A 24,609-nucleotide genomic window follows, 5' to 3' on the forward strand; every position below is an offset into this window, starting at 1 on the left:
ACCAACGGTAAGTTTCGGTATAACGGTAATGAGATGAGTGAATAATAATTCGGCGAGCAACATACACAGCTTACCGATCGCATTCAAGCGATGCATTCTAACATACAAATTTAAGCGACTAACCAGATTAAGACTAAAGAATATAATCTTGGCCGGATGTTCGCTGCAAGTTTGCCTAAAATATCGCTCGTTCTCAGCAGAGAATCGCTATTCAAAGCAAAAAGCTCGCAGTTGCGAGCTTTTGGTTAGCCAGTTAGCTATTCAACCTTAGTCAAAAGCTGATTAATTGCGGTTAAGAATTGTGACGGATCTTCCATCGAACCACGCTCAGCGAGCGTCGCTTGACCTAATAAAACTTCAACCCAGCGACCAAATACTTGCTCATCCGCTTCATCGGCCATCCGTTTCACTAACGCATGTTCAGGGTTAAGTTCCAAAATATACTTCACCTCTGGTACCGGTTGACCAGCCGCAGCAAGCAATTTTGCCATCTGCGTACCCATCTCATAATCGTCGGTCACAACAACCGCTGGAGTACTTGCCAGTTTAAAGGTAGTTCGAACCTCTTTGACACGATCGCCAAGGTACTGCTTCGTACGTTCAACCACCGATTTAAACTCTTCTTCAGTCTCTTTATGCTTCTCTTTTTCCGCTTCATCTTCGAACTGGCTCAGATCTAGCCCTGCTTTGGTGATGGATTGGAACATTTTTCCATCAAACTCAGTGAGGTAGTTCATCAACCACTCATCAATGCGATCAAACATTAAAATAACTTCGATACCTTTGGCTTTAAACTGCTCTAGGTGTGGGCTATTTTTGGCCGCTGCATAGCTATCGGCGGTGAGGTAGTAGATTTTATCCTGCCCCTCTTTCATCCGTTCAACATAAGCCGCTAAACTAACCGTTTGCTCTGCTGAGTCAACCTCGGTCGAGGCGAAGCGCAATAGGCTGGCGATCTTCTCTTTATTAGCAAAATCTTCTGCAGGCCCCTCTTTGAGTACCAAACCAAACTCTTTCCAGAAGGTTTGATATTTATCAGCATCATTGCTCGCCATACGTTCAAGCATGGTCAATACACGCTTGGTACAAGCATTACGCAATGATTGAGTCACCTTGTTATCTTGTAAAATCTCGCGTGAAACATTAAGCGGTAAATCGTTTGAGTCGATTAAGCCACGTACAAAGCGCAAGTAGGACGGCATAAATTGCGCAGCATCATCCATGATAAATACACGCTGAACATAAAGTTTCAAGCCTGATTTATGATCACGATTCATCATATCCCAAGGTGCTTTCGCTGGAATATAAAGTAGGCTGGTATAATCGTTTTTACCTTCTACACGGTTATGGCTCCACACCAGTGGGTCAGCATAATCATGGGAAACGTGCTTATAGAACTCTTGATACTCTTCATCACTGATTTCTGACTTAGAACGCGTCCACAACGCCTGTGCTTTGTTGATTTGTTCCCACTGGGTCTCTTCAGTCTCATTACCTTCGTCATCACGAACCTTGGTTTGGATAGAAACTGGAATTCCAATGTGGTCTGAATATTTAGAAATCACATCACGCAGACGCCATTCAGAAAGGAACTCTTTGCCTTCCTCTCGCATGTGCAAAATGATATCGGTTCCACGAGACTCTTTATTAATGCTTTCTACTGTATATTCACCTTCACCTTGTGAATACCATTGAACTGCTTCGTTAGCAGGTAAACCCGCAGCGCGAGTTCTTACAGTGACCGCATCAGCGACGATGAAGGCCGAGTAAAAACCCACCCCAAACTGACCGATAAGCTGAGAGTCTTTAGATTGATCTTGGGATAGTTTAGAGAAAAACTCCGCTGTGCCGGATTTTGCAATCGTACCGAGATGTTCAATGACATCTTCGCGGCTCATACCAATACCGTTATCTGAAATGGTCAGCGTATTCGCTTGGGTATCAAACGATAATTTAACGCCTAAGTTGGCATCACCTTGATATAAATCGGCATTAGACAACGCTTGAAAACGAAGTTTATCCGCAGCATCAGAGGCATTTGAAATTAATTCGCGAAGGAAGATCTCTTTATTGGAATAAAGAGAGTGAATCATAAGATGAAGTAACTGTTTGACTTCAGATTGAAAACCACGAGTTTCTTTATTGGTAGTAGCCGTTTCGCTCATACTAGCTCCATAACATCTGAGTTATTTTCATTCACACACAGAGTGTGCAACCAAGGATGATTTGCTAGTAAGATGAGGCTGGCAATTGTAAATTCAAGGTCAATAATCATAAAAACACTGTTTTTTTCATTTATTTTGATTATGCTTGCCGTAATTTTTATCAAAGAAAATAAAAACTAGCATAATGTTTCATCAATTGCTTCCCCAAGCAGGCTAGGTTGATGGACGGTTAAACATGCCAACAATAAGAAGATTATCATGAGTAACATAGGCACAAAATTCATCCTTGCTAACCGATTCACGTTTGATCCCAATAGTAACTCTTTGCTTGAACAAGAAAACGAACAAGAGGCTGTTCGCCTTGGTAGTAACGAAAGTCGAATTTTACTTCTACTTTGTGAACGCCCAAATGAAGTCATTACACGCCATGAACTGCATGAGTTTGTGTGGCGTGAACAAGGTTTTGAAGTTGATGACTCAAGCTTAACTCAAGCGATTTCAACACTTCGTAAGATGTTGAAAGATCAAACCAAATCACCAGAATTCGTCAAAACCGTGCCGAAACGAGGTTATCAAATGATCGCCTCGGTGACTCGAGCAACCCCCTACTCACAAAAAAAAACCACCAACGAGCCTGAAGAGGAACCGTTACTGGCCAGTGAGTCTATCCAAGACATTGATGCGGATACCACTTCGCTACCCGAAGAGACAACATCCCAAACCGTGACGACAGATCCACTCGCGAAAGTAAAAATAGGGAAAGAAAAGTTAACACTGCAAAGCAAATTGATGTTGGTTGTGGCTCTTTTCTTACCTATTCTGGCTCTTCTATTGACTAGCCCTGCACAATCAAAATTTAAACAGATTGCGGTTTATAACAATATAGTTGTGAATACGCCCATCAATCATCCAGACCTAAACAAATGGTTACCTTCTATTGAAAAATGCGTAAAAAAATACAATGAATCACATACTGGAGAACTGGCACCTAAGCAGGTGATTGCGACTGGTGGTCAAAATAATCAGCTCGTATTGAATTACATCCATAGTTCTGAGTTCTCGGGTGAAAATGTCACTTTACGAATTTTAGCTAACCAAGATGATTTGGCCAACGTGTGTAAATAAGGGCATAAATATGAATCCAAAAGTGGCAACCCTCATCTTAGCTATCTCTGCACTATTCAGTAGTTGGTTATACTGGGGCAGTGATTTAAAAATAGAACAAATCCTAACGGCGCAAGAATGGCAATCTAAAATGGTCACTGTGGTAAAACGCAGTCAACAGAATGATTCTGTTGGGCCAATCCGTCGGGTTGATGTCAATTCGAATGTAAAATATTTACCTAACGGTACTTATATTAGAATGTCAAATGTGAAGTTATTCGCCGTGGGTGGTGAAAGTGAAAGTTTCATTAATATCTCAGAAACCGGCACCTGGGATATCAGTGATAGCTACTTATTGATATCGCCTAGCGAATTTAAAAACATTAGTTCTAGTCAAAGTAAGGACTTTACCCCTGAGCAATTAGAACTGATTACTCAATTTTTCAAGATGGATGCTCAACAAAGCCGACGTATTGATGTCGTCAATGAAAAAACATTATTGCTCACCAGCCTAAGCCATGGTTCGACAGTACTGTTTATCAATTAGCCATCGAGTAATCTGTAACTTCAATGAAGGGTCGAAAAGATCCTTTGTTGCGTATGGCCCTTACTTCTTCACAAAAGGTATACCATGGAAAAAGCCAATATTGAGATCTACTATTGCCGCCAGTGTAATTGGATGCTTCGAGCCACTTGGCTAAGCCAAGAGTTACTGCATACTTTTAGTGAAGAAATTGAATCTGTGCGTCTCTACCCTGATACAGGGGGACGATTTGAAATCATGTGCAATGGACAACGTATTTGGGAACGTAAACATGATGGTGGTTTCCCTGAAGCAAAAGTTCTTAAGCAACGAGTCCGAGATATCATTGACCCAGAGCGAGATCTGGGTCATTCAGACAACAGGTAAATCAGATAGCGACCAGTTTAAGAGCTAGTCGCTAAACGATATTGTGCCAGTCGTTGCCCCTCTAGCCCCATTACTTGAAATAATCCATCCGTATAAATAGCGTAGCTTGGGGGAAATTCACTACGTGGAAAGGTCGCGGACCCCGGGTTGACAATAATGACATCATCTTGACCTTGCGCCATAGGGATGTGCGAGTGGCCATGGATCAAAACATCACCTTTTTTTAATGGTGGCCTATTTTGAGCATTATATTGATGGCCATGCGTTAAGAAAAAACGAGTTCCTGACTCCAAAACTACCCAACAAAAATCCATCATCATCGGAAAGTCGAGCAGCATTTGGTCGACTTCGCTATCACAATTGCCTCTGACCGCCACAATATGCGGCGCCCATCGATTCAAGCACTCCGCAACTGCGGTCGGATTATACCCATCAGGTATAGGATTACGCGGACCATGATTTAAAAGGTCTCCTAGCAGTACTAAAGTGTCTGCACCTGACTGTTCAAATAGACTGAGTACTTTTTCAGTAGCAGGCAGTGAACCGTGTAAATCCGAAGCAAAAAACAACTTCATACTTTTATCTCCGTATTTTGGAGCTACAGATTGTACGAATTTCAGCACACTTCGTCATCTTTAGTTATGGATAAACATTGTCATTTATCACCACGAACAATTCACGTATGCTAAATAAGTTTCCTATATTAGGTTAGATGGCAAACAAGCATCGCCACTTAACCAACATGGCTATCGTTCTCATCACCACCATTTAGGTGATATCGCACAGACCAATGAGGTAGAAACATGAAAATACTATTAACGGGAGGGACTGGCTTTATCGGTAAAGAGCTGATGAAACAGATTTTCACGCACAATATCTACCTCCTCACGCGCGATATAGAGCGAGCTAAGCAGCAGCTCGCCCATGTAGACAAAGGTAGTATCACCTACCTGACCTCCCTAGCGAGTTTAAAAGACGCGAATCAATTTGACGCCATTATCAATCTTGCAGGAGAACCGATCGCCGACAAACGTTGGAGCAAACAGCAAAAAGCGATCATTTGCGCTAGTCGATGGGAAATAACAGAGCGGTTAGTTGAACTCATCCATGCCAGTACTGAACCACCCTCCGTTTTCATCAGTGGCTCGGCCGTCGGCTATTATGGTGACCAACAGTCTCATCCGTTTGATGAAACATTACATGTGCACCAACAAAGTTTTCCTCATCACGTTTGCGAAAAATGGGAGCGCATCGCCCTCCAAGCGCAATCAGAAAAAACTAGAGTGTGCCTATTGCGTACGGGGATCGTGCTCGCTAGCGATGGTGGTGCTTTAAAGAAAATGCTGCCACCTTACCGTTTAGGCTTGGGCGGCCCTCTTGGTAAGGGTGAGCAGTATATGCCATGGATCCACTTATTAGATATGGCACGAGCGATAGCCTATTTATTAGACACGCCACATGCACAAGGTGCTTTTAACCTCTGTGCTCCACATCCCGTACCTAATAAGCATTTTAGCCAGCTATTGGCGAAAACATTACGTCGACCACACATACTATTCACTCCCAAATGGGTTCTAAACCTTGCAATGGGTGAAGCGGCTGTTTTACTGTTTGACAGTATTAGAGCAAAACCTAAAAAGCTAACCGAGCTAGGATTTCACTTCCAGTTTTCACACCTAGAACCTGCGTTGAAAAATATATTACAACATCGTGCTTAACCAAAACTGGCCTATATTTTTTGTGAATAGCAAGGTATACGATAATGACAAAAGCGATACTTATCAGTGGATAAACCGACGGTTGCATAAAGTAGCACAACCAACTTAATTGTCATTAATTCGTAACATTCATGTGACATGATACAACTCTGGATATCCCAGTTAATCCAATATAAAGCGTTACATGTGGTACGACGAATATGACATTACACCAATTAAATTGGCTCAGTGTCGGTGTTGCGCTGACACTATTTTTAATATTATAGACACCTTTACTTGCCCTCTCGACACCTTTGCTTGCCCTCTCTTTGAGAGATAAAAAACGCTACTTTAACGGTAGCGTTTTTCATTTGCCCTTGATATTCCAATTTTCACCCCTATTTCTAAGACTATAAACTTGATTATCGCAAGGAAAATATCATGCAATCACCTTACATCGTTGAGGTCAATCAGCACAACTTTCGAGAGGTGTTCGAACGCTCAGTTGAGACTCCTATTCTCTTTTATTTTTGGGCACCCATGAATCAAGAGAGCGTACAACTCATTCCTGAATTACAAAGCGTAGCGCAACAACACAGTGGCGCATTCACCTTGGCTATTCTCAACTGCCAACAAGAACAGCAAGTGGCAGCACAATTTGGTGTTCAAGCCCTGCCAACAATCGCTCTGTTTATTAATGGTCAAGCGGTCGACGGTTTAGCAGGTGCTCAGACCATAGAAACAGTGAATACAATGTTAAACAAACATTTGCCAAGCCACGATGAAGTTTCGCTACAGCAAGCCTTAACGCTGATAGAGCAAACACAACATTCGCAAGCACTACCTTTGCTACTAAGTCTACCTGACGATATGAAAGCAAAAGCAGAGGTCAAACTGGCCCTCGCTGATGTGTTTCTGGAAACTCAGCAGTATGAAGCGGCAGAAACAGAACTGGAACGCATCCCACTAGAGTATCAAGATGGTTACTACAAAGGCTTAATCGCCAAACTGGAGCTGCACAAGCAAGCCGCTGACAGCCCAGAGATTCAAGCATTAGAAGAGATTTTTTCCGCTGAGCCAAACAACGCTCACATAGCAAGTGAGTTAGCGCTTCAATATCATCAAGTTAACCGTAATGAAGAAGCTCTCGAGCTGTTATGGTCATTTTTACAAAGCGACCTTAATTGCCTCGATGGCGGGCTCAAAAAAGTGTTTATGGACATTTTAAGTGCTCTTGGACAAGGAAATAGTGTGGCAAATCTTTATCGCAGAAAGCTGTATTCATTATTATATTAATAATATCAAGCAATTAAACTGGAAACGTTCTGCTTTGATTGTTTAAAAAACCAGTATCAAATCTCATTATTTCATTTGTTCCATATCGATAACTGATAGAGAATGATCAATAGCAAAGCTCAAACGTTGATGAGAATCGCTCCTATATCCAAATGACTTGGAGATACCGGCAGTCGGCAAGTGAGTTCATCCCCATGAGCACAATAAACTCTATGATTGGGGTGAACGAACTTAGCTAACACAGCGGCCGTTTCAATAGAGAAAGGAACATCAACATTAGGATTATTTAATACTTAAAAGGAACCGTTATGGCTATTGATTCACTCGTCGCCGTTGGCATATTTGTATTCGTCGTTATTTCATTTATCTTTTCTGCAGTGAAAACCGTTTCACAAGGGAGCAATTGGACAGTAGAGCGTTTTGGACGTTACACACACACCCTACGCCCCGGTTTAAATATCATTATTCCATTCATTGATCGCGTCGGACAAAAAATTAATATGATGGAACAGGTGCTTGATATCCCAGCACAAGAAGTGATATCCAAAGATAACGCCAATGTTGTTATCGACGCAGTTTGCTTCGTGCAAGTGATTGATGCTGCGAAAGCCGCCTATGAAGTTAGCGAACTACAACACGCCATTCGCAACTTAACTCTAACCAATATGCGTACCGTACTGGGCTCGATGGAACTGGATGAAATGCTCAGCCAGCGTGACATGATCAACACTAAATTGTTATCGATAGTCGATCAGGCGACTAACCCTTGGGGTGTAAAAGTCACTCGTATCGAAATTAAAGATGTACAACCACCAGCGGATTTAACCGCAGCGATGAATGCGCAAATGAAAGCGGAGAGAAATAAACGTGCTGAAGTGTTAGAAGCCGAAGGCGTACGTCAAGCACAAATTTTACGCGCCGAAGGCCAAAAACAGTCTGAAATACTTAAAGCTGAAGGTGAAAAGCAGGCGGCTATTCTTCAAGCAGAAGCACGTGAACGCGCTGCCGAAGCGGAAGCTAAAGCGACAGAGATGGTTTCGAATGCGATTGCGCAAGGTGACATGCAAGCGGTTAACTACTTTATCGCTCAAGGATATACCGAAGCACTTAAAGCCATTGGTCAAGCAGAGAACAGCAAAATCATCATGCTGCCATTAGAAGCAACTGGGTTGATGGGTTCGGTTGCTGGCATTGCTGAAATGTTCAACCTGAAATCCTCACAAGATAAGTAGGCCTAACGTGATAGAGCTAATACAACAAATGAATTATTGGCACTGGCTCGCATTAGGCTTAGTGCTTGTTGCATTGGAACTGCTTGGAACTGCTGGGTATTTTCTTTGGTTAGGTATTTCCGCACTCATCGTTGGCCTTATCTTTGCGATGCTCCCCATCAGTTGGCAACTGCAGTGGATGGCTTTTGCAAGTTTATCACTCGTCACGACTTGGTTATGGTGGCGTAAACAATTTAAATCAGACCACGATGGTGACGAGACTCGTGATCTGAACCAGAAACAGAAACAGCTGATCGGACAAACAGCTCGTCTTAAAGAGAGCGTTCAAGAAGGGGCAACTTTTCGATTGCAGCTCGGCGATACGACGTGGACAGCAAAATGCCAGCAAAACCTAGAAGCTGATGTTGTGGTTAAAGTCGTAGATGTCGAAGGAATTGTGTTGATTGTTGAGCCTAAAGAGAGCCAGCCTCATTGAGTAAACATCAGTAAGAAAGTACATAAAAACCAAAAGTGATGAATTGCTTTTGGTTTTTTCATTTATGGGCAGCCAAATTGTAGTGTGTGCCTCGACAGCTCATTAGCTAATGAGCTCATTTTCACACTGACTTGTTCAAGTCGTTATGGCAACACTGCCCCTTCAAATTATCTATGATTGGGCATTCACTACCACCGTCGCCTGGACATTCGGTAATCCACTCTTCTAGTTGCAACTTAATCAATGAAAGCTCTGCCAGCTTCTGTGATACTTGTTTCAACTTCTCTTGCGCTTTCTCTTTGACTGCAAAACTGGTCCGGGACGGATCGTTGGCAAGGGCGAGTAAGGATTTACATTCCTCTAAACTAAAACCAACGCGCTTGCATCGCGCAATAAGTAAAAGATCATCAATATGCGCTTGTTGATAATGACGGTAACCATTCTCTGAACGAAGGGGCGCCGATATCAGCCCCTTCTCTTCATAAAGACGAATGGACTTAGCGGTAAGTGCTGTTAACTGAGAAACTTGGCTAATATTCATAGGCTAACCATTGAGAAATACAAAGACAAAAACACAAAAGGCATGGGAGTTAACCATGCCTTGTTAGTGCTAAAAATACAATGAAATGCCATTTATGCAAGAAAAATAGCCTTTACTCTTGGCTAATCAGCCACGCTAGAATCGCTGCTTTATCGGCTTTGTCAGTTTTCTGGTACCAATCGGCCATCATGGTCACTAGCTTATTTTCGCTCACTAGCGGCTGATTAACAGCGGCACGGTTAGCAAAGGCCCAATTGGCAAATTCTTGTTGCTCCGCGCTAGTTGCTTCGCCATAGAGATACTGCACCATTGTGAAACTAGTTGGCACGGCAGTCGTTACCGGCTCTGCACTGATTACTGTCTCACTAGCTTGAGCAGGCATTGGAGCTGCTTGACCACGTTTTTGATTAAATCCGACCTGATTCAGTGCACTGATTGAGGCGACTTTCGCTTGCGAATTATATTGATAGAGCTCTTTTTCATAATCTCGGATCAGTGAAAAACCTTGTGTGACTAAAACGTCTTGTTGAAACTCCACTGACTGCTTAGCTGCATTAGTCAAGACAACCGCAGGGTTCTTATCAAATGCTTTGGCAGTGGTTTCATCTTTGACCATCGATGCCGGTTTAAGCAGCACCTTACTATTGCTTTGATTAAAACTCACCACGATCGCCGGTGATTTATATTTATTTTGATTACCACCAAAGTGAATTACTTTGTCAAAACGTACCAAAAGCTGGTTTGCGCCATCAGGTAGAGTAATTTCATTGGTATGGCCAAACGATATTTCAGGTTCAACGCCATTCACGGCTAGAATCTGGAGGTTTCGATCTATATTCACCACCACATCAGCGTAGGAGCTAGCAGAAATAACCATTCCTAATAACGCGCTAATCATAAGTTTGTTCATTATTACCTCCAGTTAAAAGGCGAGCTATCGCTCGCCTCGATTTACACTTTTAATCTATATGATTAGAAGTAGTATTCTACACCCATCAAGAAACGAGTTTGGTCATTGGCATCAGCATTGCCTTTGCCATCACCGTCAGCAGGGGTCATCATATCGTAATTACGCACGTCAAAGTAGAGTACTGCAGATGGGTCAAGTACATACAATGCGCGTGCTGTAATTGCACGACTGCTACTTTCTGCTTGTGTTTCACCGCCAAATTTCGCTTTAGTCGTAGCAGAATAACCTGCTTTAAATAACCACTCAGATGTTGCCCAGTAAGCTAGTGTTGCAGAGTAAGCATCCTGTTTTTTCTCAACATTATTTACTTCGTTAGTCATATGTTTCCAAGCAGCTGTCAAGCTCAACTTGTCAGTAATAGATACGTTACCACCAACTAAGTAATAAGCAGCTTGGGCTTCATCTGTCTTAGCAGCCGTTGCATCAACCCATTTTTTCTCACCGTTAGAACTGTCAAATTCATAGTAGCCATCTTTAGCTGCAGTTACAGTTTTCTCTTTCGAACCAAGATAAGCACCACCGTGGATACCAAAACGTTCTGCGTTATAAGCTAACGCAAAGCTCACTACTGCGTTATCAGTAGAGCTTTCCATTTTGCTGGCAGATAGAGAGTATTTGAAACCACTGTAGTCTACAGAGTCGAAACGGATCACGTGGTCTGCACGGTCTTGGTAACCTGCACCAATTGCATTGTGCCAGTCAAATACATTACCTAAACCTGGGTTTGAGTGTGGCCAGTCTACATAATCGTAGATAGAAACAAGTTGACGCCCGACTTTGACTGTACCTACATCATCAAATGCTAAACCAAGATAGGTATCACGACCACCAAATTGACCACCAGTATCACCATTAAATGCGTTAGATGTTTCAATTTGCCACACAAAATCAGGGCCAAAATTATTGAATGATTGAGTGCCACGAAGCCCGACACGTGATTCAATTTCCACACCAACAGTATCATCTTTCGCGCTATCACCTTTACTTTCAAAGTAAAGGTTACCAGCAGCTTGACCGTACAACTGGACATTGTCCGTTAGTTGAGCAGCTTGAACACCAACTGCAGCCATAGCAACTGCAGCGCCTAAAAGAGTACGTTTAAACATTTTGTCCATGGAAAAACTCCTAAAAAATAGATATAGCTGTTTTTTACTTCCCCCTTAAGTTGGCCGCCGAAGGGAGAAATCATTTCCTATGTTGAAAACCTAAATTAGTCATTAATTTTCTGATTTTCTCTTTTCCTGCATACACATCGTGTATCCATGTTCACTAGACTAACTTCGCAACAGAAAACATCAATGAGAACTTAATTTTTATCTAAAAAAATATGAGCTACGGCAAACTTTGACCAAGTAAGTGATCAAGATCTAATAAGTCATAAAACAAAATATAAAAACAAAAAACTCATTAATTTTCAAAATGATAAAAAAACAATTACACTAATAGCTTGAAGTGCATCGCAATAATAAATTGAAAGAGAGTAAAGTTCTTCTTGATTGGCATCGAAGAAAATGAGGGCTTTTTTTCTAATTACTGGACATTTTAATGTGGCGGTTTGAGATAAAAATAAAGCCTCAAAATTAATTTTGAGGCTTTATGAAGGAAGGGATGCTTAAAAAATTAGCTTTTCATTAACTCAAGCAAATCTTGTTCGCTGCGAATTTCGATCCCTAGTTCTTGCGCTTTTACTAATTTTGAACCGGCCGCTTCTCCGGCAAATAGTATATCGGTGTTTTTAGAGACGCTTCCCGTTACTTTTGCGCCAAGCTCTTGTAGCGCCGCTTTCGCATCACTTCTAGAGAGTTTCGACAAGCTCCCCGTCAAAACCACCACTTTACCAAGTAAAGGGAGAATCGCATCTTGGCTCGGCTTTTCGATATTAGGCCACTGGATACCAAGTTCGATCAATTCATTAATCACCCGTTGGTTTTTATCTTGCTCAAAAAAAGATGTGATATGACTCGCAACAATAACTCCAACATCTTGAACTTCAAGTAGTTCTTTATGGGTCGCTTGGCGAATTTTGTCTAATGACCCGAAATGGAGCGCAAGATTCGCCGCCGTCGCTTCCCCGACTTCACGTATGCCCAATGAATACAAAAAACGGGGTAATGTGGTCATTTTGGCGGCATTCAGTGCATTAACGATATTTTGTGCTGATCTTGGTCCCATACGCTCTAACACCGTTAGCTGCCCTGCTTTTAGACGGAAGAGGTCTGCGGGCGTGCTCACCATCTCTTTATCAACAAGCTGCTCAATCACTTTTTCGCCTAAACCATCCACGTCTAGCGCTTTGCGAGAGACAAAGTGCTTTAATGCTTCTTTGCGCTGAGCTTGACACACTAACCCCCCTGTACAACGGGCGACAGCTTCACCTTCAACACGCTCAATGTCAGAGTTGCACACCGGGCAGTACTGCGGGAAAACAATATCGACCACTGCATCAGAGCGTCTGTCTAACAACACAGAAACAATCTGTGGGATAACGTCGCCTGCTCGACGAATAATAACGCTATCACCAATTTTCACGCCTAGGCGCTCAATTTCATCAGCGTTGTGTAATGTCGCATTGCTGACGGTGACTCCCCCCACAAATACAGGTTCTAACTTCGCAACAGGTGTAATAGCCCCGGTACGGCCCACTTGAAATTCAACATCGTTCAGGAGCGTTATTTCTTCTTGGGCAGGAAATTTATAAGCAATCGCCCAGCGAGGCGCCCGCGCGACAAAACCGAGCTTTTGTTGCAGTTCAATATCATCAACTTTAATTACCACACCATCAATCTCATACGCTAGTTGAGCGCGACGAGTTAAGATACTTTGGTAGTACTCTTTCACTTCATCCATTGAAGAGACTAGACGTGTTTCAGGGCACATCGGCAGCCCCCACCCTTTTAACTGCAAAAAGCGCTGATAATGACTGCTTGCTAACTCAGCGCCTTCAATCACACCAACACTGTAAGCATAAAAATTCAACGGCCTTTGAGCTGTGATTTTTGAGTCGAGCTGTCTCAAGCTCCCTGCGGCCGCATTTCTTGGGTTAACAAAGGTTTTTTCACCTTTTTTGAGTGCTTGTTGGTTCAATCGCTCAAAACCGGCTTTAGGCATGAACACTTCACCACGAACTTCTAAACGAACGGGCCACCCTTTTCCCTGTAACTTCAGTGGAATAGCACTGATCGTTCGTACGTTTTCCGTAATATTTTCACCGACCGCGCCATCCCCACGCGTGGCGGCTTGTACTAACACACCATTTTCGTAAAGCAAACTCACGGCTAAACCATCAAGCTTAGGTTCGCAGCAAAAAGCGTTAAAGTGGGCACTCGGTATCCGGTCTTGCATCCGCTTGTGAAAGGCATCAAGCTCTTTCTCATCAAACACATTATCTAAAGAGAGCATTGGAATTTCATGAGTTACCTGAGCAAAACCCTCTAAAGGCTTACCTCCAACACGCAAGCTGGGTGAATCCGCTGTGACTAACTCCGGATACTGCGACTCCAACTCAAGCAGCTCACGCATCAAACGATCATACTCAGCGTCAGGAATTTCAGGGTTATCTTCTACATAATAACGTACAGCATGATAATGCAGCGTCTCACGAAGTTGGCTTAATTTGTGTTCTATTGTTTGCATCATAATTCTCTCGGATCATGAAAAAAGGCTCCGACTAGGAGCCCTTAATGGTCGATGTTTATTCTACGCGTTGCGTGCGTTTTTAAACTCTTGGATTTGGCGTCGGTAGGCAGCCAATCGATCTGGCGTCATTAAATTACGCGCATCATCCAATACATTACCACCTAAATCATCGGCGATTTGCTGAGCGGTTTTAAGCATTAATTTGAAATTTTGATCAGGCTCGCCGTAGCAAGGCAGTGTCATGAAGAATGAGATACCGCGAGTAGTAAACTCCGCAGGATCATGATGTGCCAATGTACCGGGTTGCATCATGTTAGCAACACTAAACAGCACTTTCCCAGTACCTGACAGATCGGCATGCCGGTGGAAAATATCCATCTCACCATAAAGAAGGCCGTTTTGCTGCATACTGTCAAAAAGCTTAGTGCCGACAAAGGGATCATTTCCCGCACAATGCACATTCAGCACAATAACTTCCATTTCGGCTTCTTGAACGTCGGATTTTTGATTATCGTCAGCAACGACATTATCTTGTTCACTGAGACTTGAGGATTCGGTTTTCATCGATATTGAGGGCACATCATCGAGTTCATCAAGCACATTTTCAGGTTCAAAGCTTGGTGAATAACCGTCAATGAGAGGGTCAACCGCTTCACTAAAATCTGGCTCTTTACGTACTTTGCGAATAATTTCGAAATCATCTTCCGGAGCAAATGAACGCTGGGTCGCAGATTGTGTATCATCGTGATCAACATCAATTTTACCAAGAGGCTTATCCTCAAACTTGGACTTCCCTTCTTTCTTACTGGTCCAAAGACCATGAAATAGCAACGCGGCTATCGCTAGCGCGCCAACAATTATGAGTACGAATCGCAATTCCTGCATGTTTCACTCTCAGTTTCTCGATGCATGGTTATTCTCAGCTTTACCAGCTTGAATTGAACGTGTCACCAACGTGGGTTATATCGGTCTATCGGGGTACTTTACCAAAAGTTTGTACCGATTTAGAACAACTTAATGTGAGAAGTTCAATACATGATGTGATTTTCACCACGCTTTTCTTCTTCGGCAGGTTGAGTAGAATAGCTTTTTAGTATTGATTAACAGATATTCACATGGATAACGGTATGACACTTAAGCAACGTTCAGGTTTTGGATACTTCTTTTTTGGTCTAGAGCTAGCACTGACCCCCGGCATTCGACGCTTTGTGATTCTGCCATTACTCATCAACATCATTCTCGTCGGCAGCGCTCTTTTTTACTTATTCAATCATCTCAATACGTGGATAGAACAGTTTATTGGTCAAATCCCTGATTTTTTATCTTGGCTAAGTTACGTTTTATGGCCATTGCTCGCGATCACTATCTTAGCCACGTTCTCCTATTTCTTCAGTACGCTGGCTAACTTCGTCGCTGCACCATTTAATGGGCTACTCGCAGAAAAAGTGGAAGAAAGATTAATTGGCGCTCCAATCAACAGCGATGGCATCTGGTCTATGGTCAAAGACATCCCACGTATCCTCGCAAGAGAGTGGCGAAAATTAATCTATACCTTACCCAAAGCAATCGGTTTGTTCTTATTGCTCCTAATTCCTGCCTTAGGACAAACCTTAGGCCCTTTGCTGTGGTTCATTTTCACTGCATGGATGTTAGCCATCCAATACTGTGACTACCCATTTGACAACCACAAAGTGAGCTTTAACCAGATGAGACACAATTTGAAACAAAAACAGACCAAGGCGTATAGCTTTGGTGTTTTAGTGTCGATTTTTACCACCATACCCATTGTTAACTTAATCGTCATGCCGGTTGCTGTATGCGGGGCAACAGCCATGTGGGTTGGTGAATTTAAAAACAAACTGCAGTGATGGTGCGAGGGAGATTCAACCTGCATATCCCTCTATAAGTTATAACTTTTTAATCCTTTTACGTTTTAAGGTTAACACCTATTCTGCATCTGTATCCACTCACGTGTCTTATCAGACCGCCAGGCACATATAACGTGTGTAATAAAGGAATATCGCAATGAGCAAAATTTACGAAGACAACTCTCTGACTATTGGTAACACTCCTCTTGTTCGCTTAAACAAAGTCAGCAAAGGTAAGGTACTGGCGAAAATTGAAGCGCGCAACCCAAGCTTTAGCGTGAAGTGCCGTATCGGTGCCAACATGATTTGGGAAGCAGAAAAAGCTGGCACACTGAAACCTGGCGTTGAACTTGTAGAGCCAACCAGCGGTAACACCGGTGTTGCTCTTGCGTTTGTTGCAGCAGCTCGTGGCTATAAGTTGACGCTTACTATGCCTGAATCAATGAGTTTAGAGCGCCGTAAACTGCTTAAAGCTTTAGGAGCCAACCTTGAACTCACCGAAGCGGCGAAAGGCATGAAAGGCGCAATTGCTAAAGCAGAAGAAATTGTTGCCAGCAACCCTGAAAAATACTTGTTGCTGCAGCAATTCAATAACCCAGCCAACCCACAAATCCACGAAAAAACAACCGGGCCGGAAATATGGGATGCAACTGATGGTGAGATTGACGTGTTCGTTGCAGGTGTCGGAACCGGTGGTACTTTAACGGGCACAAGTCGCTACATTAAGGGCCAAAAAGGCAAGGCTATCATCTCAGTTGCGGTTGAACCTGCGGAGTCGCCAGTCATTGCTCAAGCACTTGCTGGAGATGAAATCAAACCTGCGCCACACAAAATCCAAGGTATAGGAGCAGGATTTATTCCTGGCAACCTCGATTTATCCCTCATTGACCGTGTTGAAGCCGTCACTTCAGAAGAAGCGATTGAAATGGCAAGACGCCTCATGGAAGAGGAAGGGATTTTGGCTGGAATTTCATCAGGCGCAGCGATTGTAGCAGCGAATAGATTAGCAGAACTACCTGAATTTGAAGGAAAAACAATTGTAGCGGTACTACCAAGCTCAGGTGAGCGTTATCTGAGCACCGCACTATTTTCTGGCCTATTTACCGAGAAAGAGAACCAACAGTAATAGGTGGTTAAATCAAATTTTCGTTTAAAAAAGCCCCATACAGGGGCTTTTTTGTTGATCCTTGCCTCACCTTTGGTAATATCACCTCGTTTTATTTTAAGCTTCGAAATAAAGAAGTCAGAAACGTATTAACTATAATGACGAATGACAACATAGATTGAAATCGTGATTATGAAATTTAAATCAGTATCAGCTATGACACTAAAACAGCGTTACTCTGCTAGCAGAACCGTTGATTAGCAGTTAAGCTGTTCTGGTGAAGAAACTAACAAAAAATAAATCAATTGGGGTATATAACATGTACGAGAAGCAAGTAGAAATCACTGCAGAAAACGGCCTTCACACTCGTCCTGCTGCGCAGTTCGTTAAAGAAGCAAAAGTATTCGATGCAGACATCACAGTGACTTCTAACGGCAAAAGCGCAAGTGCTAAGAGCCTATTCAAACTTCAAACTCTTGGCCTAGTAAAAGGTACCGTTGTGACTATTTCTGCTGAAGGCCCTCAAGCTAAGCAAGCGGTAGATCACCTAGTTGCTCTCATGGACCAACTACATTAATCCGGTCCACTATTTCAAAGCCATTTTGTGAAAACAAAATGGCTTTGTTGGAAATAGTCTACATTTTGAGCTACTAATTACCGTTAGCGCAATAGTCCACATTCTCCCGTTTACAGTTGACCAATTTAAGGTAACGCTATGATTTCAGGCATCCTAGCATCTCCAGGCATTGCTTTTGGTAAAGCACTGCTACTTCAAGAAGATGAAATTGTCCTAAATACTCACTCTATTTCAGATGACCAAGTAGAAGCAGAAGTTCAGTGTTTTTATGACGCTCGTAACAAATCTTCTGCTCAGCTAGAAGTGATCAAACAAAAAGCACTTGAAACATTCGGTGAAGAAAAAGAAGCCATCTTTGAAGGCCACATCATGTTGCTTGAAGATGAAGAGCTAGAAGAGGAAATTTTAGCACTCATCAAAAATGACAAAATGCATGCAGACAACGCGATCTATACCGTGATCGAAGAGCAGGCTGCTGCCCTAGAATCTCTTGATGATGAATATCTCAAAGAACGCGCGACAGACATCCGCGATATCGGTACGCGCTTTGTTAAAAATGCACTCGGCATTAATATCGTTTCACTGAGTGATATTAACGAACGGGTGATTCTTGTTGCTTACGATTTAACACCTTCTGAAACTGCACAAATCAATCTTGATTACGTGCTGGGTTTTGCTTGTGATATCGGTGGTCGTACATCTCATACTTCAATCATGGCACGTTCACTTGAGCTTCCAGCGATTGTTGGTACTAACGACATCACTAAGAAAGTAAAGAATGGCGACATGCTTATTCTTGACGCCATGAACAACAAAATCATCATTAATCCTTCAGAAGCACAGCTTGAAGAAGCGAAAAAAATTCGTGATGATTTTGCTGCGGAAAAAGAAGAGCTCGCAAAACTAAAAGACCTACCTGCTATCACACTCGATGGCCACCAAGTTGAAGTATGCGGTAACATCGGCACAGTAAAAGACTGCGATGGTATTTTACGCAACGGTGGTGAAGGCGTTGGCTTATATCGTACTGAGTTTTTATTCATGGACCGCAGCGCGCTACCAACTGAAGATGAGCAATACCAAGCTTATAAAGAAGTTGCAGAAGCGATGAGTGGTGAAGCGGTGATTATCCGTACCATGGATATCGGTGGTGATAAAGATCTCCCGTACATGGATCTACCAAAAGAGATGAACCCATTTTTGGGCTGGCGCGCGATTCGCATCAGCTTAGACCGTCGTGACATCTTACGAGATCAGCTTCGTGGCATTCTGCGTGCGTCTGCGCATGGTAAACTGCGTATCATGTTCCCGATGATCATCTCTGTAGAAGAAATTCGTGAGCTTAAAAACGCCATTGAAGAATACAAAGAAGAACTTCGCACTGAAGGCTTAGCGTTCGATGAAAATATCGAAATCGGCGTTATGGTTGAAACACCTGCGGCAGCGGCAATTGCGCACCACTTGGCAAAAGAAGTGTCATTTTTCTCTATCGGTACCAATGATTTAACCCAATACACTCTTGCGGTTGACCGTGGTAACGAAATGATTTCACACCTGTATAACCCACTTTCTCCAGCAGTTTTAACCGTGATCAAGCAAGTGATTGATGCTTCACACGCTGAAGGTAAATGGACGGGTATGTGTGGCGAGTTAGCGGGTGATGAACGTGCAACGCTACTTCTACTTGGTATGGGACTCGATGAATTCTCTATGAGTGGTATCTCTATCCCTAAAGTGAAGAAAGTGATCCGTAACTCAAACTTCGCCGAAGTTAAAGCGATGGCAGAAGAAGCACTCTCTTTCCCAACGGCAGCTGAAATCGAAGCTTGTGTGGAAAAATTCATCGCAGAGAAAACGCAATAATTCGCTAATACCAATGAGATAGACGACTAAAAATAGGTCGTCTATTGTTGGCGATTGGTATACTATAATTCGACAGAATAAAATTAAACGTTAGGAGCATGACACAATGGGTCTGTTTGATAAACTTAAGAAGCTAGTATCTGACGACAGCTCAGATGCAGGTGCGATTGAAATTATTGCCCCTCTTTCTGGTGAAATCGTCAATATCGAAGATGTGCCAGATGTTGTTTTCGCTGAGAAAATTGTTGGTGATGGTATTGCGATTAAACCATCAGGCAACAAAATGGTAGCTCCAGTTAACGGCACTATCGGTAAGATTTTCGAAACTAACCATGCGTTTTCAATCGAGTCTGATGACGGTGTTGAGTTATTCGTTCACTTTGGTATCGACACAGTTGAGCTAAAAGGTGAAGGTTTCACTCGTATCGCTCAAGAAGGCCAAGCGGTTAAAGCAGGCGATACTGTTATCGAATTCGACCTAGCGCTTCTTGAAGAGAAAGCAAAATCAACACTAACACCTGTTGTTATCTCTAACATGGACGAAATCAAAGAGCTGAACAAGCTTTCTGGCACCGTCGTTGTTGGTGAAACACCGGTTCTACGTGTAACTAAGTAATTCGTTAAAATTTTTATTACGTAAAAAACGCTGCTGATTTGCAGCGTTTTTTGTTTCTACAAAAACAGCTCAAATCGCACTACAAACCTAACGCGTATTGCAACAGTTTTTCCTTCACTGGGCCTGAATGTTCGGCCAACTTCAATACCGCGTTGCGCACCAACTTTGCAGGCAAAACCTCGTTGCTGAACGTTTTATAAAACAGATCCATTCCTGATTGCATCACTAAGTTATCCGGCCTTCTGCGTGTTTCATAATTCCGTAATTGCGCTTGTGTTAAAGCTTCTTGATTTTGTGTCACAGCTAATAACGCTTTTACATCTTTAAACCCTAAATTCACCCCTTGCCCAGCCAGAGGGTTAATCGTGTGTGCTGAATCGCCAACCAAAACACATTGCCGTTTCGCATACGTCTGAGCATGACGACGAGTGAGGGGAAATGCCCCACACTGCAACACGTTAATATCGCCTAGTTCCTCAGGAAAAGAGGCCAACACTTGCTCCCTTAACTGCTGCTTGTTCATCGCACACAATTGGCGAATTCGTTTTGGTGAGTCATACCATACCAAAGAAGCTTGATTACCCGGCAAAGGAAGAAACGAGCGCGGGCCGGATGGAAAAAATTGCTGCCAAGTAATATCTTGCTGAGGTTGATGAGTTTCGACATTGATCAACATGCAATGGTGTCGATAATCCCACGCGGTAATACCAATTCCCGCCAGCTGCCGCACAAGAGAATTTGCACCATCCGCACCAATCACCCAAGTTGCAGTAAGAGTTGCGCCTGACTCTAAAAGCACGCTATTTTGTTGGCCAAACACAATGTGCTTGAGCTTATCAGGACAAAAAACCTGCAAATTCGGATAGTGCACAAATTGCCCCCACAATCCGATCTGAATAAGACGATTTTCGACCATATAACCCAGCTGAGGGAGACCCAGTGCATCGCTATGAAAACGAGTACGGCACTCTGGGTGCTCCCAGGTTTCTAGGCGGCGATAAGGGCAAACACGCATTTGCATAATTTCATCCCATGCGCCTAAGTCAGTAAGTAACTGAACCGAAGTTTGCGAAATGGCAGAAACGCGCAGATCCATTGCTTGGTCTATTGTAAATGCTTCAGGCTCTATACCTTCGACCATAGCAACCGTGCGACCTTGCTTAGCAAAGCCTATAGCCACTGCCGCCCCAACCATGCCACCGCCAATCACCACCACGTCAAAATTGTTCATTGTTTACACTTAATCGTCTGAGTTTTGAGTCGATTTTCATTGTACGTTTTCAGCTCTTTTTTGCGAATTTTTTTACACAAAAACCCTGCACTTTCTATGGTGAAAATCTAGAGATGACGGAACATGCGAGAGATTTTATTGGATGACTAGTCAGTGACTTTTTAAAGCAGTACAATACGCGGCTTACCGCCGAGATGGCGGCTACAATTTGAGCATTAGTTCAACCAATTTAGACCAATAAGACGAGCGAAAGTGAGATGAGTAAGAAACTGCTAATTAAAACCTGGGGCTGCCAGATGAACGAATACGATTCATCAAAAATGGCCGACCTGCTTAACGCTGCAAACGGCTACGAGCTAACGGAAGAGCCAGAGGAAGCAGATGTATTATTACTTAACACCTGTTCGATCCGAGAAAAAGCACAAGAGAAAGTCTTTCACCAACTGGGTCGTTGGAAAACATTGAAAGATAAAAAACCAGGCGTCGTGATTGGCGTTGGCGGTTGTGTTGCAACCCAAGAAGGTGATCACATTCGTGAACGCGCTCCCTTTGTCGATGTTATTTTTGGCCCGCAAACCCTACACCGCTTGCCAGAAATGATAAAACAATCGCAAACCAACGATGCGCCAGTCATGGACATTTCGTTCCCAGAGATTGAAAAATTCGACCGTTTACCAGAACCAAAAGCAGACGGCGCAACTGCATTCGTCTCTATTATGGAAGGGTGTTCAAAATACTGCACTTACTGCGTAGTACCTTACACTCGCGGTGAAGAAGTCAGTCGCCCGATGGATGATGTGTTGTATGAAATCGCGCAACTCGCGGCGCAAGGTGTACGCGAAGTCAATCTTTTAGGACAAAACGTTAACGCATACCGTGGCCCTATGCACGATGGTGAAATCTGTTCATTTGCTAATCTGCTACGTTTAGTCGCCTCCATTGATGGTATTGATCGCATTCGATTCACCACCAGCCACCCACTCGAATTTACCGACGATATTATTGCCGTTTATGAAGACACACCTGAACTGGTGAGTTTTCTGCATCTTCCGGTACAAAGTGGTTCAGACCGAATCTTAACCATGATGAAGCGCCCACACACCGCGATTGAGTACAAATCCATTATTCGCAAACTGCGTAAGGCGCGCCCAGAGATCCAAATTAGTTCTGACTTTATTGTCGGTTTCCCCGGTGAAACAGATAAAGACTTTCAAGATACAATGAAGCTGATTAAAGACGTTGATTTTGATATGAGCTTCAGCTTTATCTTCTCCCCTCGCCCGGGTACGCCAGCCGCTGATTACCCATGTGATTTATCAGAAGACGCCAAAAAAGAGCGTTTATATGAACTGCAGCAAACAATCAACGCACAAGCGATGCGTTACTCACGTTTGATGTTAGGTACAGAACAACGCGTATTAGTCGAAGGCCCATCTAAGAAAAATCTAATGGAGCTTCGCGCCCGTACCGAAAATAACCGTGTCGTTAACTTTGAAGGCTCCGCCGATCTGATTGGCCAATTTGTCGATGTAAAAATTGTCGATGTGTTTGCCAACTCACTGCGTGGTGAACTTGTTCGCACTGAACAAGCGATGGATCTTCGCACCGTGATTTCACCAACGCAAATGATGGCGAAAACACGTCGAGAAAATGAGCTAGGGGTAGCCACTTTTACACCTTAGGTTTAAGCATAATGTCATACAGTGCTCGATCATAATCGGGCACTGTACCATGGCAAACTGAGAGGCAACATTGAGCAATAAAATTGTTACGCTAGAGATAGATCTAGAACCTTCAGACAACCGCCGTCTTGCTAGCCTGTGCGGTCCATTCGATGACAACATCAAACAATTAGAACGCCGTCTTGGTGTTGAAATTAATCACCGCAGCCAGTTTTTCACCATAGTCGGTAAACCACACACTGCCGCGGCTGCGTTGGATATTATCAAATCTTTGTACGTTAATACCTCACCCATACGTGGTCAAATTCCCGATATCGAACCAGAGCAAATTCATCTAGCCATCAAAGATTCAGGGATCCTTGAGCAGCCGTCTGAATCAAGTATTCAACATGGCAAAGAAGTCTTCATTAAGACCAAGAAAGGGCTGATAAAGCCGCGTACGCCTAACCAAGCTCAGTATCTCGTTAACATGGTGACGCACGACATCAGCTTTGGTATTGGCCCAGCAGGGACAGGTAAAACCTACTTAGCCGTTGCCGCTGCAGTTGATGCGCTAGAGCGCCAAGAAGTTCGTCGAATTTTGTTAACACGCCCGGCGGTTGAAGCAGGTGAAAAATTGGGCTTCCTACCCGGTGATTTAAGCCAAAAAGTCGACCCGTACCTACGACCGCTTTATGACGCGTTGTTTGAAATGCTTGGCTTTGAGCGAGTAGAAAAGCTCATTGAACGCAATGTGATTGAAGTTGCGCCACTCGCTTACATGCGCGGACGTACGCTCAACGATGCTTTTATTATTTTAGATGAAAGTCAAAACACTACCGTTGAACAAATGAAAATGTTCCTGACACGGATTGGGTTTAATTCAAGAGCCGTTATTACGGGTGATGTGACACAAATCGATTTGCCGCGTGGCGCTCGTTCAGGTCTTCGCCACGCCATTGAAGTGCTCAATGAAGTTGACGAAATCAGCTTCAACTTCTTTTTGTCTGATGATGTCGTACGTCATCCAGTGGTTGCTCGTATCGTCAACGCTTACGAAAAATGGGAAGCTCAGGACCAAAAAGAGCGTAAAGCTCAAGAGCAACGTCGTCGTGAAGAGCGAGAAGTCAAGCCTGTGGATGTTTATACTGAAGTGAATACAGTAACCGCAACAAAAAACGTTGGTGAATAATGAGTATCGAACTAGATTTACAATTAGCGGTCAAAAATGAGCAAGGGTTACCTACTTTTGATGATATCAGCCATTGGTTAACTCACGCGCTGACCCCATTTCAGGAACAAGCGGAAGTCACTGTGCGAATTGTTGATTCCGAAGAGAGTCAACAGCTCAATCGCGATTATCGAGGAAAAGATAAGCCGACCAACGTGCTATCCTTCCCTTTTGAGATGCCTCCGGGCATAGAGTTGGATCTACTCGGTGACCTTGTCATTTGCCGTCAAGTGGTGGAACAAGAAGCCGATGAGCAACAAAAACCGTTGATGGCACACTGGGCTCATATGGTTGTACACGGCAGTCTACATCTGCTAGGTTATGATCATATCGATGATGATGAAGCCGAAGAGATGGAATCTCTTGAAACTGAAATTCTGCAAAAAATGGGCTTTGAAGACCCGTATATTGCCGAGAAGGAATAGCTCCAG

23 protein-coding genes are annotated in these 24,609 nt (G+C 43.3%); 15 read left to right on the forward strand and 8 right to left on the reverse strand.

All coding sequences use genetic code 11. The annotated features are described in order from the left end of the window. Nucleotides 1–257 precede the first annotated feature (257 nt). On the reverse strand, nucleotides 258–2,165 hold the full coding sequence (gene htpG / locus AACT23_RS00705) for a molecular chaperone HtpG (RefSeq protein ID WP_013857307.1): 1,908 nt from the start codon (nucleotides 2,163–2,165) through the stop codon (nucleotides 258–260). A gap of 258 nt (nucleotides 2,166–2,423) precedes the next feature. Between htpG and AACT23_RS00710 the strand changes: the two genes are divergently transcribed. From AACT23_RS00710 to AACT23_RS00720, 3 genes are all read left to right on the forward strand, one after another. Continuing rightward, nucleotides 2,424–3,290 (forward strand): winged helix-turn-helix domain-containing protein, encoded by an 867-nt coding sequence (locus AACT23_RS00710; protein WP_013857308.1) that lies wholly within the window; start codon nucleotides 2,424–2,426, stop codon nucleotides 3,288–3,290. A 10-nt stretch (nucleotides 3,291–3,300) separates the two neighbouring features. Continuing rightward, the gene (locus tag AACT23_RS00715; protein WP_026027495.1) at nucleotides 3,301–3,816 is read left to right on the forward strand and encodes a regulatory protein ToxS; all 516 of its coding nucleotides are present in this window, start codon (nucleotides 3,301–3,303) and stop codon (nucleotides 3,814–3,816) included. Nucleotides 3,817–3,900: 84 nt separating this feature from the next. Beyond that, nucleotides 3,901–4,179, forward strand: coding sequence for a SelT/SelW/SelH family protein (locus AACT23_RS00720; protein ID WP_017045494.1), 279 nt, complete (start codon nucleotides 3,901–3,903; stop codon nucleotides 4,177–4,179). Nucleotides 4,180–4,196: 17 nt separating this feature from the next. Here AACT23_RS00720 and yfcE read toward each other — a convergent pair whose 3' ends face one another. After that, nucleotides 4,197–4,754 (reverse strand): phosphodiesterase, encoded by a 558-nt coding sequence (gene yfcE / locus AACT23_RS00725; RefSeq protein ID WP_029189749.1) that lies wholly within the window; start codon nucleotides 4,752–4,754, stop codon nucleotides 4,197–4,199. Nucleotides 4,755–4,982: 228 nt separating this feature from the next. Here yfcE and AACT23_RS00730 point away from each other — a divergent pair, with 228 nt between their 5' ends. The 4 genes from AACT23_RS00730 (at nucleotide 4,983) to AACT23_RS00745 (ending at nucleotide 8,879) form a co-directional block, all read left to right on the forward strand. Next, the gene (locus AACT23_RS00730; RefSeq protein ID WP_013857312.1) at nucleotides 4,983–5,897 is read left to right on the forward strand and encodes a TIGR01777 family oxidoreductase; all 915 of its coding nucleotides are present in this window, start codon (nucleotides 4,983–4,985) and stop codon (nucleotides 5,895–5,897) included. Between the two features lie 420 nt (nucleotides 5,898–6,317). After that, nucleotides 6,318–7,172: a thioredoxin family protein gene (locus AACT23_RS00735; RefSeq protein ID WP_013857313.1), complete on the forward strand. Its 855-nt coding sequence runs from the start codon at nucleotides 6,318–6,320 to the stop codon at nucleotides 7,170–7,172. Between the two features lie 308 nt (nucleotides 7,173–7,480). Next, entirely contained in the window at nucleotides 7,481–8,404 is a 924-nt protein-coding gene (locus AACT23_RS00740) for an SPFH domain-containing protein (protein WP_013857314.1), read from the forward strand. A 7-nt stretch (nucleotides 8,405–8,411) separates the two neighbouring features. Next, nucleotides 8,412–8,879, forward strand: coding sequence for an NfeD family protein (locus AACT23_RS00745; RefSeq protein WP_013857315.1), 468 nt, complete (start codon nucleotides 8,412–8,414; stop codon nucleotides 8,877–8,879). Nucleotides 8,880–9,000: 121 nt separating this feature from the next. Here AACT23_RS00745 and cueR read toward each other — a convergent pair whose 3' ends face one another. From cueR to zipA, 5 genes are all read right to left on the reverse strand, one after another. After that, nucleotides 9,001–9,420, reverse strand: coding sequence for a Cu(I)-responsive transcriptional regulator (cueR, locus tag AACT23_RS00750; protein WP_019280864.1), 420 nt, complete (start codon nucleotides 9,418–9,420; stop codon nucleotides 9,001–9,003). 112 nt (nucleotides 9,421–9,532) lie between these two features. Further along, nucleotides 9,533–10,330 carry a YccT family protein gene (locus AACT23_RS00755; protein WP_013857318.1) on the reverse strand — a complete coding sequence of 266 codons (798 nt, stop codon included), beginning with the start codon at nucleotides 10,328–10,330 and terminating at the stop codon, nucleotides 9,533–9,535. A gap of 62 nt (nucleotides 10,331–10,392) precedes the next feature. Beyond that, the gene (locus tag AACT23_RS00760; protein ID WP_013857319.1) at nucleotides 10,393–11,505 is read right to left on the reverse strand and encodes a porin; all 1,113 of its coding nucleotides are present in this window, start codon (nucleotides 11,503–11,505) and stop codon (nucleotides 10,393–10,395) included. 505 nt (nucleotides 11,506–12,010) lie between these two features. Continuing rightward, on the reverse strand, nucleotides 12,011–14,026 hold the full coding sequence (gene ligA / locus AACT23_RS00765; RefSeq protein WP_094127298.1) for an NAD-dependent DNA ligase LigA: 2,016 nt from the start codon (nucleotides 14,024–14,026) through the stop codon (nucleotides 12,011–12,013). Nucleotides 14,027–14,086: 60 nt separating this feature from the next. Further along, nucleotides 14,087–14,911 carry a cell division protein ZipA gene (zipA, locus tag AACT23_RS00770; RefSeq protein WP_094127300.1) on the reverse strand — a complete coding sequence of 275 codons (825 nt, stop codon included), beginning with the start codon at nucleotides 14,909–14,911 and terminating at the stop codon, nucleotides 14,087–14,089. Between the two features lie 230 nt (nucleotides 14,912–15,141). Here zipA and cysZ point away from each other — a divergent pair, with 230 nt between their 5' ends. From cysZ to crr, 5 genes are all read left to right on the forward strand, one after another. Continuing rightward, a complete protein-coding gene (gene cysZ, locus AACT23_RS00775) occupies nucleotides 15,142–15,894 on the forward strand; it encodes a sulfate transporter CysZ (RefSeq protein ID WP_013857322.1) in 753 nt (250 codons plus the stop codon). 157 nt (nucleotides 15,895–16,051) lie between these two features. Then, complete coding sequence (gene cysK, locus AACT23_RS00780; protein ID WP_013857323.1) at nucleotides 16,052–17,020, forward strand: cysteine synthase A; 969 nt, start codon at nucleotides 16,052–16,054, stop codon at nucleotides 17,018–17,020. Between the two features lie 298 nt (nucleotides 17,021–17,318). Next, a complete protein-coding gene (locus AACT23_RS00785) occupies nucleotides 17,319–17,576 on the forward strand; it encodes an HPr family phosphocarrier protein (protein WP_026027491.1) in 258 nt (85 codons plus the stop codon). 138 nt (nucleotides 17,577–17,714) lie between these two features. Further along, complete coding sequence (gene ptsI / locus AACT23_RS00790; RefSeq protein ID WP_013857325.1) at nucleotides 17,715–19,439, forward strand: phosphoenolpyruvate-protein phosphotransferase PtsI; 1,725 nt, start codon at nucleotides 17,715–17,717, stop codon at nucleotides 19,437–19,439. 106 nt (nucleotides 19,440–19,545) lie between these two features. Continuing rightward, nucleotides 19,546–20,055, forward strand: a complete 510-nt coding sequence (gene crr / locus AACT23_RS00795) for a PTS glucose transporter subunit IIA (protein ID WP_010317358.1) — start codon at nucleotides 19,546–19,548, stop codon at nucleotides 20,053–20,055. 79 nt (nucleotides 20,056–20,134) lie between these two features. Here crr and AACT23_RS00800 read toward each other — a convergent pair whose 3' ends face one another. Further along, nucleotides 20,135–21,286 (reverse strand): 2-octaprenyl-3-methyl-6-methoxy-1,4-benzoquinol hydroxylase, encoded by a 1,152-nt coding sequence (locus AACT23_RS00800; RefSeq protein ID WP_013857326.1) that lies wholly within the window; start codon nucleotides 21,284–21,286, stop codon nucleotides 20,135–20,137. Between the two features lie 257 nt (nucleotides 21,287–21,543). Between AACT23_RS00800 and miaB the strand changes: the two genes are divergently transcribed. From miaB to ybeY, 3 genes are all read left to right on the forward strand, one after another. After that, nucleotides 21,544–22,968 carry a tRNA (N6-isopentenyl adenosine(37)-C2)-methylthiotransferase MiaB gene (gene miaB / locus AACT23_RS00805; protein ID WP_017048014.1) on the forward strand — a complete coding sequence of 475 codons (1,425 nt, stop codon included), beginning with the start codon at nucleotides 21,544–21,546 and terminating at the stop codon, nucleotides 22,966–22,968. Between the two features lie 70 nt (nucleotides 22,969–23,038). Continuing rightward, the gene (locus AACT23_RS00810; protein ID WP_094127302.1) at nucleotides 23,039–24,139 is read left to right on the forward strand and encodes a PhoH family protein; all 1,101 of its coding nucleotides are present in this window, start codon (nucleotides 23,039–23,041) and stop codon (nucleotides 24,137–24,139) included. Continuing rightward, on the forward strand, nucleotides 24,139–24,603 hold the full coding sequence (ybeY, locus tag AACT23_RS00815; protein WP_094127304.1) for an rRNA maturation RNase YbeY: 465 nt from the start codon (nucleotides 24,139–24,141) through the stop codon (nucleotides 24,601–24,603). The genes AACT23_RS00810 and ybeY overlap by 1 nt, the downstream gene beginning before the upstream one ends. Nucleotides 24,604–24,609 lie beyond the last annotated feature (6 nt).

It is taken from the genome of Vibrio sp. V09_P4A23P171, assembly GCF_963875615.1.
Taxonomy (GTDB): domain Bacteria; phylum Pseudomonadota; class Gammaproteobacteria; order Enterobacterales; family Vibrionaceae; genus Vibrio; species Vibrio anguillarum.

Bases quoted from the DNA above. Each gene is read 5' to 3' on its own strand.
- cueR (WP_019280864.1), bottom strand. From the start codon at position 9,420: ATGAATATTAGCCAAGTTTCTCAGTTAACAGCACTTACCGCTAAGTCC.
- AACT23_RS00800 (WP_013857326.1), bottom strand. From the start codon at position 21,286: ATGAACAATTTTGACGTGGTGGTGATTGGCGGTGGCATGGTTGGGGCG.
- AACT23_RS00740 (WP_013857314.1), top strand. From the start codon at position 7,481: ATGGCTATTGATTCACTCGTCGCCGTTGGCATATTTGTATTCGTCGTT.
- AACT23_RS00760 (WP_013857319.1), bottom strand. From the start codon at position 11,505: ATGGACAAAATGTTTAAACGTACTCTTTTAGGCGCTGCAGTTGCTATG.
- crr (WP_010317358.1), top strand. From the start codon at position 19,546: ATGGGTCTGTTTGATAAACTTAAGAAGCTAGTATCTGACGACAGCTCA.
- yfcE (WP_029189749.1), bottom strand. From the start codon at position 4,754: ATGAAGTTGTTTTTTGCTTCGGATTTACACGGTTCACTGCCTGCTACT.
- ybeY (WP_094127304.1), top strand. From the start codon at position 24,139: ATGAGTATCGAACTAGATTTACAATTAGCGGTCAAAAATGAGCAAGGG.
- ligA (WP_094127298.1), bottom strand. From the start codon at position 14,026: ATGATGCAAACAATAGAACACAAATTAAGCCAACTTCGTGAGACGCTG.
- AACT23_RS00720 (WP_017045494.1), top strand. From the start codon at position 3,901: ATGGAAAAAGCCAATATTGAGATCTACTATTGCCGCCAGTGTAATTGG.
- cysK (WP_013857323.1), top strand. From the start codon at position 16,052: ATGAGCAAAATTTACGAAGACAACTCTCTGACTATTGGTAACACTCCT.
- AACT23_RS00715 (WP_026027495.1), top strand. From the start codon at position 3,301: ATGAATCCAAAAGTGGCAACCCTCATCTTAGCTATCTCTGCACTATTC.
- AACT23_RS00755 (WP_013857318.1), bottom strand. From the start codon at position 10,330: ATGAACAAACTTATGATTAGCGCGTTATTAGGAATGGTTATTTCTGCT.
- cysZ (WP_013857322.1), top strand. From the start codon at position 15,142: ATGGATAACGGTATGACACTTAAGCAACGTTCAGGTTTTGGATACTTC.
- AACT23_RS00730 (WP_013857312.1), top strand. From the start codon at position 4,983: ATGAAAATACTATTAACGGGAGGGACTGGCTTTATCGGTAAAGAGCTG.
- AACT23_RS00735 (WP_013857313.1), top strand. From the start codon at position 6,318: ATGCAATCACCTTACATCGTTGAGGTCAATCAGCACAACTTTCGAGAG.
- ptsI (WP_013857325.1), top strand. From the start codon at position 17,715: ATGATTTCAGGCATCCTAGCATCTCCAGGCATTGCTTTTGGTAAAGCA.
- zipA (WP_094127300.1), bottom strand. From the start codon at position 14,911: ATGCAGGAATTGCGATTCGTACTCATAATTGTTGGCGCGCTAGCGATA.
- htpG (WP_013857307.1), bottom strand. From the start codon at position 2,165: ATGAGCGAAACGGCTACTACCAATAAAGAAACTCGTGGTTTTCAATCT.
- miaB (WP_017048014.1), top strand. From the start codon at position 21,544: ATGAGTAAGAAACTGCTAATTAAAACCTGGGGCTGCCAGATGAACGAA.
- AACT23_RS00710 (WP_013857308.1), top strand. From the start codon at position 2,424: ATGAGTAACATAGGCACAAAATTCATCCTTGCTAACCGATTCACGTTT.
- AACT23_RS00785 (WP_026027491.1), top strand. From the start codon at position 17,319: ATGTACGAGAAGCAAGTAGAAATCACTGCAGAAAACGGCCTTCACACT.